Genomic DNA, 13,155 nt, shown 5'->3' on the forward strand with positions numbered 1-13,155 from the left:
GGTCATGGGTGGGAAAGGTCGCCCGATGGATCGGGTGACGTCCCGCGCTCAGGACATGAAGTCGGTCGAGTGCTGCTGGTCGATCAGCGTCAGCCTGTGCTCTGCCGCAGCCGGTAGGCGGCCGCAGCGGCGCGGTTGCCGCAGGTCACGCCGCAGAAGCGTTTCGTGCGGTTGCGGGTCAGGTCGACGACGACGTTCTCGCACCTGGAGGCCGCGCAGGTGCTGATGCGTGAGGTCTCGCCGGAGATCACCACGGCACTCATGGCCAGTGCCGTCTCCACGAGCAGGCGGGTCGCCAGCGGTTCGGTCGCATCGACCGCGTGGAGATGCCACCCCCTCGGTGCGTGGCGGACCAGTTGGGGTACCGCTCCACCGGTACGCAGCACGGTGTTGATCACCTCGGGTGCTTCATCGCGTTCAGTGGTGAGCAGTCGGCGCAGCTCGGTCCGGGAGGCGCGCACGGACTCCAGCTCGGCCCGGTCGCGATCGAGGCGTCCCGTGTAGTGGTGCTCGTCGAGGAAGCGCTCGAGATCGGCCACCTCCTGCAACCGGTCCGGTGGTCCCACCGAGTTCACCAGCCAGGCGGCGGCGGTCAGGCACTCGTTCACGTCAGGGTCGAAAGACACGTTGACAGCTTACGTCACGACGAATAGCGTCATGGTCGACGAGGCATTTGAACCATGACGAAACGAACGAGTTCCCGTGCTTCGCCTTCCTCCGCACCATCCGAGGTCCGATGACAGGAGCAACCGTGACGAAGCGCGCCGTGCCCGGACGAGCAGCATCGAACACGACTGCAGGAGGAACCCTCCAGCCGGCGAGGGCGCCCCTGTCCGTAGGCGTGCAGTACCTCGGGGCCGCTCTGGTCTGGGGAGCGAGCTTCCTGTTCATCAAGATCGCGATCGAAGGACTCTCCCCGGCGCAGGTGGTCCTGGGTCGCCTCCTGGGAGGAGCGGTCCTGCTGGCGCTCATCATGACGATCACGCGCCGCCGGTGGCCCACGGGCGTGAGCACCTGGTTGCACCTGGGCGCGCTGGGGATCCTGCTGTGCGTGGCGCCCTTCCTCCTCTTCTCCTGGGCGGCCCAGTTCCTGCCCTCGGGGCTGTCGAGCATCTACAACGCGACGACGCCGATCGCGACCATGATCATCGCCCTGGCCGTCCTGCCCGAGGAGCGCCTGACGAGACTGAAGACACTGGCCCTGTTCGCCGCCGCCGCCGGTATCGTCGTCGTCCTCGGTCCCTGGCGGCTCCTGGCGGATCTGCAGGGCGCGAACCTGCCCGCACAACTGGCCTGCCTCGGTGCGACGGCCTGCTACGGGCTCGGGTTCACCTACACCCGGCGTTTCTTCCGCGCCGGTACCTACGATTCCACCACCGTGGCCGCCGGACAGATCGGCGCCGGCGCCGTGGTCATCGCGCTCCTCGCGCCCTTCATCGGGCAGGGGCCCGTGGACCTGACACCCGCCGTCGTCACGAGCATCCTCCTGCTCGGCATGGTGGGAACCGGGGTGGCCTACATCTGGTACAACAACGTCATCAGCGCCTGGGGTGCTACGGCCGCCTCCACCGTCACCTACCTGACGCCCCTCACCGGGGTGATCCTCGGGGTCGTGATCCTGGGGGAGCACATCACGTGGAACGAGATCGTCGGGGGAGTCGTCGTCGTCCTCGCCGTCCTCGTCAGCCACGGACGCATCAAGCTGCCCCTGAGCAGGAGCCGCCGCGGAGCACGGTGAGTGCCATCCACGCCACGACGACGACGTCGACCGACGGACGCATCGACGGGAGGGCCGCCGGCCGGAATGCCGGGGTCAGTGGTGCGGTTGCACCAGGGACCGACGCCCGCTGCGCCGGGTCGGCGCTCCGGCCGATCACCGCGCCCCTGCGCCCGAAGGACAACGAGGAAGAGGAATCATGCCAAAAGCAATCTGGAACGATCAGGTCATCGCGGAGTCCGAGCACACCGTGATGGTCGAGGGGAACCACTACTTCCCGTCCGACTCCATCTCGGAGGAGTTCTTCACGCCGACGCAGACACAGACGCAGTGCCCCTGGAAGGGGACCGCGAGCTACTTCAGCCTGGAGGTCGACGGCGAGCAGAACACCGACGCCGCCTGGAGCTACCCGGAGCCGAAGGAGGCGGCGGAGAACATCCGCGGCCACTACGCCTTCTGGAAGGGCGTCACGATCAGCGAGTGAGTTCACCGCGGAAGGGCGCCGTCGCAGGACGGCGCCCTTCCCCGTGTCCGGTGCGCACGGGGCAGCTGCCCTTCGACCGGACGGTCGGGGATCACAGGGGGCGGATCGGCGCCGTCGTGCTCGTTGCCGCGTAGCGCGCGGCGAGGGTGGCGAAGGCGGCTCCGAGTTCGGGAGGGCTGATCACCTCCATGGCCACCTCGAACCTCCCGAACGACGCGGCGAGTGCCCCCCAGGACCAGGAACCCAGCTCCAGGGTGCAGGTGTGCTCGTCGATGCCGGTGACCGTCCCGTCACCCGCGAAGGGGAGGACGTCGCGCGCGGGGAGGTGGAGGAGGACGGTCCCACGGCAGGGCCAGCTGTCGACGTCGGAGCCCTTGAAACGCGCGGACACGAATGCGTCGACGTCGCCGCCGGGTACGGTGCGCGGGGTGAACCGCGGGCCGTCGGGCGTGCGCGGGCGGATGCGGTCCACGCTGTAGAGCCGCCAGTCCTCGCGGTCGAGATCCCACCCGACGAGGTACCACCGCCCGGACGAGGTGACCAGGTGGTGCGGCTCCGTGCGGCGCGGCGACAGGTCCGTATCAGCGTCGGCGGCGGCGCGGGCCGCGTAGTCGAACCGGAGGATTCTCCGGTCGCGGAGGGTGGTCGCGAGGATCATGAGGACGTCGAGCGAGGCGGCCGACAGCGGCGACCTCCCGGTGCGGCCGATGGCGGTGATCTCGAATGCGTCGAGGCGGTGGCGGAGCCGCGGGGGCATCACCTGACGGATGGTACCGAGGGCGCGGATCGCGGCTTCCTCGATCCCGGCGCCGACGGCGGGGGCGGCCTGCAGTGCGATGGCCACGGCGACCGCCTGGTCGTCGTCGAACAGCAGCGGTGGCAGTTCGCTGCCGGCATCCAGGCGGTAACCGCCGTCCGGGCCCATGGTGGTCCGGATGCTGTACCCCAGCTCCCGCAACCGGTCGATGTCCCGGCGGATCGTGCGGCCGCTCGTGTCCAGGCGAGAGGCCAGGAGCGACCCCGGCCAGTCCCGGCGTGTCTGCAGCAGCGACAACAGCTCGAGCAGTCGCGAGGTCGTCGTCATGCTGTCCAGCGTAGATCCTGTATAGGACAAGAACTGACCTAGACGGGTGGGAGGGTGGAGCCATCGGCCACCGGGGCCGACCCGACCCAGGAGTGACCATGACCGTTCGGACCACCACCCATCTCAACTTCCGCGGCGATGCGCGTCAGGCACTGGAGTTCTACCGGTCCGTGTTCGGCGGGCACGTCGTCGTGAACACCTATGCCGACGTCGGCATGCCGGCCGACCTGCCCGGTGCCGACAGGGTGGTGTTCGGGCTCGTCGCCGCCGAGAACGGCTTCCGGGTGATGGGGTACGACATCCCGGGGCGGACCGAGGGCTCCCTCGCCGGTGGCGGCTCGACCCACCGCGAGAACAACACCACCGTGACGGACCAGGCACTGTTCGTCTCGATCGGCTCGGACTCCCTCGACGAGCTCCAGGGCTACTGGGACGCACTGGTGGTCGACGCCGTGATCGTGGAACCGCTGGCCGCCTCGGCCTGGAGCGCCGGTTCCGGCATGCTCACCGACCGCTTCGGCGTGACCTGGAGCATCAGCGTCACCACCGACTGAGTGCCCTCCTGCCGCGGCGCGGGGTCCACGGACCCGCAGCAGCAGCACCGTCACTCGAGGCCCGGCGCCACCACGCGACAGGTGGTCGCGTACGCGCCGGGCCCCCTGTGTGTCCCAGGACCTCGAGTGCCGGAGTGGTGCTCGGATCAGCCCTGGTCGGCGGCTGCGAGCACGTCGTTGACGAGCTGCTCGAGCTCACCGTCCACGGAGGCCCCTTCGGCACCGGCCTGCTGGTTCATCGCCGTCACGGTGAAGTCCCCGCTCGCGGCGCTGATCGTCGTCGTCCGGAGGGTCTCCCCGGTGGGAAGCGTGATCGTGGATCGGGCCCCCTGCGACTCGTTGCCCTCCGTGGTGGTGTCGATCAGCTCGGTCTGTGCCGTGAGCGTCACGCCCTCCACCTCCATCTCGTAGGAGCTGCAGGTCTCGAGGAGTTCCGTCGACTCCTCCGCCTGCGTCCGCATCAGGTCCTCGGCACCCTCGACGCTGACCACGGTGACCGTGGTCTCCGGAGCGCCGTCGGCGGAGAGGGCCACCCCCACGGCGTACGTGGCACCTTCGGGAGGGGCGAGTGAGGTCTCGTTGAAGACGTCGCACTCGGCGGGGGTGACGGCCACGCCGTCGAGCGCCTGCATGCCCTGGTCCATCAGCGGATCCAGCTGGCTTGCCGGGACCACGGTCAGTGCCGACCCGTCGGGAGCGGTGATGGACGTGAGAAGCGCGGCCAGTTCCTCGTCGGTGTAGGTCCCGGTCCCGGCCTCCGCCTCGGCCGACGGCGTCGACCCGCTCTCGGTGGACGCCTCGGCAGAGGCCTCGGCGGACGCCGATGCAGGAGCCGATTCGGCGTCGGTGGCGGGTTCATCACCACCACTGCAGGCGGTCAGCAGAAGGAATGTGCCGAAGGCGAGGACGGACAGAGACGAAGAACGAGACATGGAGACCCCCAGAGTTCTGTGAGGCGGAAAGCGCCTCTGCCACACCCTACAAGGCGGTGTCCGCTTCGGTGCTGCGGACAGGTGCGCATGTCCCGCTCGGTGTTCTGGTCGGCGGGTCCGACCGGCACACCACCTGGAAGGACGGAGGACATGACACACTCCCAGGTGGCACTTCCCGACGAGCACGTCGAACGGGACCTCGAGCAGCTCCCATCGACCGCATCGCCGACACCCTCCGCGAACTCGGCCCCGGCTTCGCTCCGGCTCGCCGACGGCCGTGTCCACCTGTGCGTACGAGATCGGAGTGGCCGATCCCGACCGCTGGAACCAGTCGTGTCTGCTTCAGGAGGCGTTCACCCTCACCTGTCGGAGTTTGCGAAGAGGGCGTTCTGCAGAGCCGCGATCTGGGCCGCCCGGAATTCCTTCGAGACGGGTTTCTTCCCGAAGAGGGCGTCGAAGCCGTGGAACGCGCCTTCGACGATGACCAGCTCGCAGGGAGTGCCTGCTTCCTCCAGTCTCGCGGCGTAGGTGGTGTCCTCGTCGAGGAAGAGGTCGAGGGTACCGACCCCGATCCATGCCGGGGGCAGACCGGAGAGGTCCTCCCTCCGCGCGGGGGCGGCATACGGGGACACCCCGGCACTTCCGGGAGCCCGACCCAGGTAGGACGTCCATCCGAAGCGGTTGCTGCCCGGGGTCCACACGCGCACGTTGCGCGTGTCCAGGTCGGTTCGCGTGACGGTGCGGTCGTCGATCATCGGGTAGACCAGGAGTTGGAACGCGGGGTGCACCTCACCCCTGTCGTGGGCGAGCAGGGCGAGTCCGGCAGCGATCCCGCCACCCGCGCTCTGCCCTCCGACGGCGATGCGGTCAGGATCCACCCCACGTTCCTCGGCGTGGGCCACCAACCAGGTCAGGGCGGTGTAGGCGTCCTCGAGGGCGGCCGGCGCGACGTGCTGCGGGGACAGCCGGTACTCGACGGACACCACCGTGATCCCCAGGGTGCGGGCGAAGGCGAAGTTCGTCGCGTCGTCCTGGGCGTTGGTCCCGAGGATCATGCCGCCCCCGTGGAGCCAGAGGAGCGCGGGAGCTGCTCCCTTCGACGTCCTCGGCCTGATCAGGCGCAGGTTGACGTCCGGGGCGCCCTCCGGCCCGGGAACGGCGATGTCCTCGACCAGCAGATCCGCGGGGACATCCGCGGTCGCTTCTCGCGGCCTGTTCGCGAGGCGCGCCAGCCGGGGCCCGAAGGAGAACTTCGGGATCCATCGTCCTGCTGACAGGTCGGGGTGGAAGACACTCATCGGAGGGTCCTTCGCCCGGAGGGGTCTCGGCTGGGACGGAGCATCATACGGCCGACCAGCCGCCGTCGGAGGGCAGGATGGCGCCGTTGATGTTCACGCCGTCGTCACTCAGCAGGAAGGAGATCGTGGACGCGAGGTGCGCGGGATCGGCGATGCTAGGGATGTTCACGCGCGCTGCCTCCAGGCGGGAGGAGCCGTAGGCGGACGGATCACCGGCCATCGGGATGCCGGTGGCGACCCCACCCGGGGCCACGGCGTTGATGCGCAGGCCTTCCTTCGCGTACATGAACGCGGCACTGCGGGTGATACCGACGACGGCGTGCTTCGACGCCGTGTAGGCGACCCCGGAGGCCGAGCCCCGCAGGCCCGCCTCCGAGGTGATGTTGACGATCGAGCCCCGGCCGGCCTCGAGCATGACCGGGATGACCGCGCGGCTGAGGCGCATGAGCCCGTCCACATTGACCGCGAAGACACGGGACCACATGGCGTCGGACACTTCATGCAGCGGGCTGAAGTCGTCGTTGATGCCGGCGATGTTGGCCAGCGCGTCGATGCGCCCTTCGGCGCCGGAGACGATCCGGTCCACAGCTGCGGTGTCGGTGAGGTCCGCCACGATCGGGACCACCTGGTATCCCTCCAGGGACGCGGCGAGATCCTCGACGCGGTCGGCGGCGATGTCGACGGCGAGAACGCGTCCGCCCTCCCGGGTGATCCGTGACGCCGTGGCCCGGCCGATGCCCGATCCCGCCCCCGTGACGATCACGGTGCGTCCGTCGAAACGGCCCGGGACGATGCGTTCCTGCCACGCCGAGGAATCGGCGTCCGGCATCACACCACCGTTGACCTGCAGCACGAGCCCGTCCACGGCGCTCTGCGGCAGGGCGCCCTGGCTCAGGACCACGAGCTGCTGCAGCGGCATGGATCTGGCCGGTCCCAGGGCGTCCTCGGTGGTACCCATCTGAGCCAGGAAGCCGCGCAGTGCGGGCCCTCCTTCCGCGTGGCCGAGCCACTGCTCGATGGTGCTGTGGGCGGTCAGGGTGACGGGTGACTGCGTCATTGCTGGTCCTTCCGGCGGAGGGCTTTCCGAGAGTGTTCTGTTCGAGCAGGCTACATTCAACACTGTTGAATGACCAGGCATGCTCCGGAGATCCGTTCTCACCGGGCGGACTCGGCGGATCCTGTCGGAGGTCAGCAGTACCCTCGGCACCTGGAGCTAGGGTTGGGTCATGATCGAAGGCAGGATGGAGACGCGCACGGCGATCCTCCGTGCAGCGCGGACCCTCTTCCTCGAGCGGGGGTACGCAGGGGCATCCGTGCGATCAGTGGCGTCCGCCGCCGGCGTGGATGCGGCCCTCCCCATCCACTACTTCGGGACGAAACAGGCCCTGTTCCTCGAGGCACTGCCGTCGATGCCCGACTACCAACCCCTGCTCGAAGGGGATCCCGACGATCTGGGCGAGCGTTTCGTCCGGTACGTCCTCGAGGAGGACGGGCACCTGCGGCCCCTCTACCTCACGCTCCTGCGGGCCAGTGATGCCGGGGCTGTCGGCGAGCAGCTGCGAGACCTGCACGAGACGACGTTCGTCGCGCCGCTGGAGTCCCGGCTGGCGGGGCAGGATGCGGAGCTCCGTGCCCGGTTGGCCGCGGCCGTGGTCGGCGGGCTGATGTACGCGCTGTGGGTCGTGGGGGACGATCAGCTGCTGGCGAAGGGTGAGGATGACATCATCCGCCGGTACGGAGCGCTCCTGCAGCACCTCATCGACGATCGGCTCTGAGCGGGACGTCGCGCCGTAGTAGGAAATGACGCCGAGGGCGGCACGACCGTTCATCGGACAGCTCCCGTGAAGGAGCAGGGGCACCGAGGAATCGCCGCACATCAGGATCGAGTCCGAAATGCCTTTCCACCGGGCGATGCGGTGCTCTCCTCGATCCGGTCCGTGTCCTCGGAGAAAGCGACGCGGACGGTACAGGATCCGACACCTCCTCGGAAGACATCTCCGGTCCATGTACTTCCGAGCGGCAGCGCCGGTGGTGCTGATGACTCCGTGGTGATATCACCATTGCATCCGCTCGACGCGGCGCTCACCAGATTAATTGTCACCGTACAGCGGAATGCTTCACCGTGATCCCTCCTCCGGCGACCCGTACTTGTTTCATCGACGCCTCGACGGAAGACCTCCATGAGCAGCATCCCGATGATCAGTCGGGTGTCCTCCGGATTCCCGGGCACAAAGGTGGCGCAGAATTGAAAAAACCTGATCAGAGCATCTGCAGGTGCTCTGATCAGGTCACCGAGCCGCGGCAGCGAGCTGCGAGGACGCGCACGTCCTGCAGTGACACCGGTGGACCGTGCTCCTCCGACTACCGGTCACCGCGGACCGGTAGCCGGAGCGCTGCTCAGTGAGCCTGGTTGTAGGCGTCGATGATGGACTGGGTGATGCGGCCGCGCGAACTGGGGTTGTGGCCGTTGTCCTGGGCCCACTGGCGGATGGCCTGGGTTTCTTCCTTGGACCGGCCGGAGCCCGAGGCGGTGGTCTTCTGTCCGCCCTGGTTCCTGCGTCCACCGGTGTTCGACTTCCGGGCCTTGTCCACGTACTCGGACAAAGTGGAGCGAAGGTTGTTCGCATTGTCCGTGGTGAGATCGATCTCGTAGTTGGTTCCGTCGAGCCCGAAACGTACCGTCTCGTGGGCTTCTTCACCATTGAGGTCATCGACGAGATGTACTTGAACCTTCTGCGCCATGGCGTTTTACTCCGAATCTTTGCGGTTTCATTGTTTTCATCCCCTACTATCGACTCTAGCGCAGATTCATTAAGTGAAAAACTTCACCGAGTACATGACGCTCCGCATTTTCCGGGAGATTACGTGTATTCGACGGCGCTATGCACGTGCAACCTACTCATATGACGATTGTCCGGTTCGGCGAATACATGATGCGACCTCCGGCGAAAGGGCTTGTCCACCCAATAGGGGAGTGGCGGACGTCGAGGGCGCGGTCGGATCCGGTACTTCACGGGCCAGCCACCCACTCAACGACGGATGCACCGGTCATCGCGACAACCTCGACAGTCGGCAGGTTCTCGACGGGGTGCGATGGATCCCTCGTGCTGCAGGAGATCGTCGACGTAGGGCTCGCTGGAACCGAAGTTCACGTCGACGGCGGCACCCGCGGCGCCAGCGAACCCGGACAGCATCGCCCTCTCCGAGGGCACGTCTCCCTGTTTCTCGGATCACGGTCCGGCCCCCGCGATTCCCGGTGCCCGGCATGCGATCGACCCGCCCGGACGGGTGCCCTTCGACCGGGTGACCGTCGTGGACCCCGCCGTCGTCCGTAGGAGCGTCCTGGTGCACAGGTCCACGAGAGGTGTCTCACGGCGGGCACGAACAGCCGGTACCGTGTTCTCCCGCTACGGCACCGCTTGACGCCCTATCACCCGCCGACCGGATCACCACTCACCCGGGGCGACATCTCGGAGAACAGCAGGTATCAGCTCTTAATGCCGGGTGAACACTGCCGCACAACTCCGTCCGAACCCCCGTTTCCGTGCTTTCCCGCCCCCCCCCGCCCCTAGCCTCGAAAGCGTTCGAGCAGGCGAGAAGCGGAAGGCAGGACATGCGACAGGCGGCAACCGAGTGACCGCGGGGACCCGGCCGGCCCCCACTCCCGGCGAGGTGCTTCCCGCCACGGCGTCGGCCGCGCCTCCGGCCCGGCCCGCTCCCGTGCAGCGCAAGCGCCGCAGGCCCTACAGGGCCTGGCTGCTGTTCCTGCTGTTCGCAGGGCCCAATGTGGCACTGCTGGTGATCTTCACCTACAAGCCGCTGCTGCAGTCGCTGCAGTACTCCACCCTGCAGTGGAACATCGGCTCGCCCGTCGCCAGGCCGGTGGGGCTGGGCAACTACGTGGACTGGTTCACCGATCCCACCACGCCGCGGATCGTCACGGTGACCGTGATCTTCACCCTCGCCACGGTGGGCGGCGGCATGGTGATCGGCCTGCTGCTGGCCCTCCTGCTCAACCGCAGGCTGAAGTTCACCGGGGCCGCACGCACCATCGTGGTGGCACCCTACGTGCTCTCCGGCGTCGCCGTCGGGCTCCTCTGGCTCTTCGTCTTCGACCCCAACTTCGGGGTCACCTCGGCGCTCCTGCGCATGATCGGCGTCACCTCGCCCAACTGGTACACCGACCCCGCGTGGGCGCTCGTGATGATCATCGTGGTGTACCTGTGGAAGAACGTGGGCTACGTGGCCCTCATCTACCTGGCCGCGCTGCAGTCGGTGCCCAGGGACCTCGTGGAGGCAGCGTCCATCGACGGCGCCGGGACACTGCGCTCGTTCCGCTCGATCGTGCTGCCGCTGCTCGGACCCACCACGTTCTTCCTCGCGATCACCACGCTGCTGACCTCGCTGCAGTCCTTCGACCTCATCCACGCCATGACCCGCGGAGGCCCGCTCGGCGGCACCACCACGATGATGTACCAGATCTACGAGGAGGGCTTCCGGAGCGGCCGCGCCGGCTACTCGTCCGCCGTCGCCACCATCCTCTTCCTGGCCCTGCTGCTCATGACCTTCGTGCAGCTGAAGTACGTCGACCGGAAGGTGCACTACTGATGGGCATCGCGACCACGCACCTCCCCACCACCGCACGACGCCGGCCCACCCCCTGGGGCGGCTACCTCACCCTCCTGCTCGCCGTCGCCGTCATGGTCCTGCCCCTGGTGTGGATGGTGCTCGCCGGATTCAAGGGGCGCGACGAGATCTACACCTCGCCCATCCAGTGGCTGCCCGCCACGGTGGACGGCTCCAACTACGCGCAGGCGCTGGACACCGTGCCGTTCGGCAACTTCTTCCTCAACAGCGCCATCACCACGGTGATCGGCGCGGGCCTGAAGATGCTCCTGGGTCTCATGACCGCCTACGCCCTGGTGTTCCTGGAGTTCCCGCTGAAGAAACTCGTGTTCGGCATCGTGATCTTCGCCCTGCTGGTCCCGCAGCAGATCGTGATCATCCCCAACTACACGCTGGTGGCCTCGCTCGGCTGGATCAACACCTACCAGGGCATCATCGTGCCCGGACTGGCGAGCGCGTTCGGCACCTTCCTGTTCCGCCAGCACTTCCTCACCCTCCCGGCGTCCATCCTGGAGGCCGCGGCGCTCGACGGCGCCGGGCACTGGACGCGCCTGTGGCGGTTCATCGTGCCCATCTCGGCACCCACCATCGCCGCCGTCGCCCTCGTCTCGATCGTGGGCGAGTGGAACGAGTACCTCTGGCCGCTGCTGGTGGTGGACCGGGCCGAGATGATGACGCTCCCCGTGGGGCTCACGCTCCTGCAGAACAACGACGGCGTCACCAACTGGGGTGTGCTCATGGCGGCCACCGTGCTGGTCACCGCCCCCGTGCTCATCGCCTTCTTCGCGCTGCAGAAACGCATCGTCTCCGGCCTCACCGCCGGCGCCGTCACCGGCTGACCCATCTTTCCCCCGATCCACCCGGCATCCCCGACCGACCCAGGAGTCCCCATGTCACCGCGCCCGCACCTCACCCTCGACCGCCGCCAGCTCCTCCAGTTCGCCGCCATGGTCGGCGGTGCCGCAGCCCTCGCCGCCTGCGGTGGACCGACCGTCAGCTCGGACGTCTCCGGTGGTGCCCTCACGGAGGACTCCACGGACTGGGGCTCGGTGACCCCGGCCGAGGAGATCACCTGGTGGAGCAACCACCCCGGCGCCTCGCGCCCCGTCGAGGAGGAGCTGATCAAGCGCTTCACCGCCGAGACCGGCATCAGGGTCACCCTCGTCACCGCGGGAGCGGACTACGACGAGGTGGCGCAGAAGTTCCAGGCCACCACGGGTACCGCCAACGGCCCCGACGTGGTGATCGCCAGTGACGTGTGGTGGTTCCGCTACATGGTCAACGGCCAGATCCTCCCGCTGGACCAGCTGGCACAGCACCTCGAGTTCGACACCGCCGACTTCAACGAGACCCTCTACAACGACTACTCGTTCGACGCCTCCCACTGGGCCGTGCCCTACGCGCGCTCTACACCGCTGTTCTACTACAACAAGGACGCCTGGGCCGCCGCAGGCCTACCGGACCGCTCGCCCGCCACCTGGGACGAGTTCAGGGAATGGGCACCCGCGCTCGCGGCCGGGACGACGACGCCGCTGGGCCTCGGTGCGGGCACCTCCTGGGGTGCCTGGTGGTTCTACAACTTCCTGTGGGGACACGGCGGCACCTACTCCGACGGGTGGACCATGACCCTGGACACCCCCGAAGCGCTCGCCGCCGCGGAGTACGTGCAGTCCATGATCTTCGAGGAGAAGATCGCCGTGGTGGCGGCGAGCGACCACGTGGCCGACTTCGGTGCCGGCCTCACGGGCTGCACCATCGCCTCCACCGGTGCGCTGAGCGGCATCCTGGAGGCCTCGTCCTTCGAAGTGGGTACGGGTTTCCTGCCCGAGGGCCCCGAGGGCCCGGCCTGCCCCACCGGTGGTACCGGGATCGCCATCAACGCGGACCGCACACCGGAGCAGCAGCTCGCCTCCGCGATGTTCCTCAAGTTCCTCACCGGCACGGAGAGCACCTCCTACTTCTCCTCCAACACCGGGTACATGCCCGTGCGCACCTCGGCGCTCGAGGGCGGGACCATGCAGGAGGTCTACCGCACGGCACCGCAGTTCCGCACGGCCGTGGACCAGTTGGGGACCACCCGCGTGCAGGACTGGGGACGGGTCTTCGTGCCCGGCGGGGACCGCGAGCTCACCGTGGCGCTGGAGAGCATCATCCTCCAGCAGGGTGACCCCGCCACCGCCTTCGCCATCGCGAGCCGCGCGATCGAGCGGTCCTACGAGCAGAACGTGCAACCCTACCTCTGACGCGCGAGGGCCCGGCCCGCACCGGCCGGGCCGGGGCGGGTTCCGGCCGCCGACGGCCCGGGGGGCCGGACCGCCCCGCCGGTGCTGGTGACCACCACCGGCGGGGGCCAGGGGGTCGCAGCCGGTGCCCTGATGAGGGGGACGGAACCGGCTCCGATGTCCCCACTCTGCCGTGGAACCCTCAAGTTTCCCCGACCGATCGGCCGAAGGTTCGAGC

13 protein-coding genes are annotated in these 13,155 nt (G+C 68.2%); 7 read left to right on the forward strand and 6 right to left on the reverse strand.

Translation table 11 applies throughout. The features are described 5' to 3' along the window. Window positions 1–89: 89 nt before the first annotated feature. Window positions 90–626, reverse strand: coding sequence for a CGNR zinc finger domain-containing protein (locus AC792_RS06445; protein ID WP_049829740.1), 537 nt, complete (start codon window positions 624–626; stop codon window positions 90–92). A 125-nt stretch (window positions 627–751) separates the two neighbouring features. Between AC792_RS06445 and AC792_RS06450 the strand changes: the two genes are divergently transcribed. Both AC792_RS06450 and AC792_RS06455 read left to right on the forward strand, forming a co-directional pair. Further along, window positions 752–1,738: a DMT family transporter gene (locus tag AC792_RS06450; protein WP_235436429.1), complete on the forward strand. Its 987-nt coding sequence runs from the start codon at window positions 752–754 to the stop codon at window positions 1,736–1,738. Between the two features lie 178 nt (window positions 1,739–1,916). Beyond that, entirely contained in the window at window positions 1,917–2,201 is a 285-nt protein-coding gene (locus tag AC792_RS06455; RefSeq protein WP_049829741.1) for a DUF427 domain-containing protein, read from the forward strand. 91 nt (window positions 2,202–2,292) lie between these two features. Here AC792_RS06455 and AC792_RS06460 read toward each other — a convergent pair whose 3' ends face one another. Continuing rightward, window positions 2,293–3,285 carry a helix-turn-helix transcriptional regulator gene (locus tag AC792_RS06460; RefSeq protein WP_049829742.1) on the reverse strand — a complete coding sequence of 331 codons (993 nt, stop codon included), beginning with the start codon at window positions 3,283–3,285 and terminating at the stop codon, window positions 2,293–2,295. Window positions 3,286–3,383: 98 nt separating this feature from the next. On the opposite strand from AC792_RS06460, the gene AC792_RS06465 reads away from it, so the two are divergent. Further along, window positions 3,384–3,839, forward strand: coding sequence for a VOC family protein (locus AC792_RS06465; protein ID WP_049829743.1), 456 nt, complete (start codon window positions 3,384–3,386; stop codon window positions 3,837–3,839). Between the two features lie 146 nt (window positions 3,840–3,985). Here AC792_RS06465 and AC792_RS06470 read toward each other — a convergent pair whose 3' ends face one another. From AC792_RS06470 to AC792_RS06480, 3 genes are all read right to left on the reverse strand, one after another. After that, the gene (locus tag AC792_RS06470) at window positions 3,986–4,771 is read right to left on the reverse strand and encodes a hypothetical protein (RefSeq protein ID WP_049829744.1); all 786 of its coding nucleotides are present in this window, start codon (window positions 4,769–4,771) and stop codon (window positions 3,986–3,988) included. 359 nt (window positions 4,772–5,130) lie between these two features. Continuing rightward, window positions 5,131–6,069, reverse strand: a complete 939-nt coding sequence (locus tag AC792_RS06475) for an alpha/beta hydrolase (protein ID WP_049829745.1) — start codon at window positions 6,067–6,069, stop codon at window positions 5,131–5,133. A gap of 43 nt (window positions 6,070–6,112) precedes the next feature. Continuing rightward, a complete protein-coding gene (locus AC792_RS06480; protein ID WP_049829746.1) occupies window positions 6,113–7,126 on the reverse strand; it encodes an SDR family NAD(P)-dependent oxidoreductase in 1,014 nt (337 codons plus the stop codon). Between the two features lie 169 nt (window positions 7,127–7,295). Here AC792_RS06480 and AC792_RS06485 point away from each other — a divergent pair, with 169 nt between their 5' ends. After that, entirely contained in the window at window positions 7,296–7,844 is a 549-nt protein-coding gene (locus tag AC792_RS06485) for a TetR/AcrR family transcriptional regulator (RefSeq protein WP_049829747.1), read from the forward strand. Window positions 7,845–8,466: 622 nt separating this feature from the next. Here AC792_RS06485 and AC792_RS06490 read toward each other — a convergent pair. Further along, window positions 8,467–8,811, reverse strand: a complete 345-nt coding sequence (locus AC792_RS06490) for a histone-like nucleoid-structuring protein Lsr2 (RefSeq protein ID WP_049829748.1) — start codon at window positions 8,809–8,811, stop codon at window positions 8,467–8,469. Between the two features lie 891 nt (window positions 8,812–9,702). Between AC792_RS06490 and AC792_RS06495 the strand changes: the two genes are divergently transcribed. Genes AC792_RS06495 through AC792_RS06505 form a run of 3 tightly spaced genes read left to right on the forward strand, consistent with a single transcriptional unit; the run spans window position 9,703 to window position 12,938 of the window. After that, the gene (locus tag AC792_RS06495) at window positions 9,703–10,677 is read left to right on the forward strand and encodes a carbohydrate ABC transporter permease (protein WP_049829749.1); all 975 of its coding nucleotides are present in this window, start codon (window positions 9,703–9,705) and stop codon (window positions 10,675–10,677) included. Beyond that, window positions 10,677–11,534 carry a carbohydrate ABC transporter permease gene (locus tag AC792_RS06500; RefSeq protein ID WP_049829750.1) on the forward strand — a complete coding sequence of 286 codons (858 nt, stop codon included), beginning with the start codon at window positions 10,677–10,679 and terminating at the stop codon, window positions 11,532–11,534. Before AC792_RS06495 ends, AC792_RS06500 begins: the two co-directional genes overlap by 1 nt. 51 nt (window positions 11,535–11,585) lie before the next feature. After that, a complete protein-coding gene (locus AC792_RS06505; RefSeq protein WP_049829751.1) occupies window positions 11,586–12,938 on the forward strand; it encodes an ABC transporter substrate-binding protein in 1,353 nt (450 codons plus the stop codon). Window positions 12,939–13,155 lie beyond the last annotated feature (217 nt).

The sequence above is a fragment of the Arthrobacter sp. RIT-PI-e genome (genome assembly GCF_001187915.1).
Taxonomy (GTDB): Bacteria; Actinomycetota; Actinomycetes; order Actinomycetales; family Micrococcaceae; genus Arthrobacter_D.

Coding starts and splice junctions, on each gene's coding strand:
- AC792_RS06500 (WP_049829750.1), top strand. CDS start 10,677: ATGGGCATCGCGACCACGCACCTCCCCACCACCGCACGACGCCGGCCC.
- AC792_RS06480 (WP_049829746.1), bottom strand. CDS start 7,126: ATGACGCAGTCACCCGTCACCCTGACCGCCCACAGCACCATCGAGCAG.
- AC792_RS06465 (WP_049829743.1), top strand. CDS start 3,384: ATGACCGTTCGGACCACCACCCATCTCAACTTCCGCGGCGATGCGCGT.
- AC792_RS06485 (WP_049829747.1), top strand. CDS start 7,296: ATGATCGAAGGCAGGATGGAGACGCGCACGGCGATCCTCCGTGCAGCG.
- AC792_RS06460 (WP_049829742.1), bottom strand. CDS start 3,285: ATGACGACGACCTCGCGACTGCTCGAGCTGTTGTCGCTGCTGCAGACA.
- AC792_RS06475 (WP_049829745.1), bottom strand. CDS start 6,069: ATGAGTGTCTTCCACCCCGACCTGTCAGCAGGACGATGGATCCCGAAG.
- AC792_RS06490 (WP_049829748.1), bottom strand. CDS start 8,811: ATGGCGCAGAAGGTTCAAGTACATCTCGTCGATGACCTCAATGGTGAA.
- AC792_RS06455 (WP_049829741.1), top strand. CDS start 1,917: ATGCCAAAAGCAATCTGGAACGATCAGGTCATCGCGGAGTCCGAGCAC.
- AC792_RS06505 (WP_049829751.1), top strand. CDS start 11,586: ATGTCACCGCGCCCGCACCTCACCCTCGACCGCCGCCAGCTCCTCCAG.
- AC792_RS06470 (WP_049829744.1), bottom strand. CDS start 4,771: ATGTCTCGTTCTTCGTCTCTGTCCGTCCTCGCCTTCGGCACATTCCTT.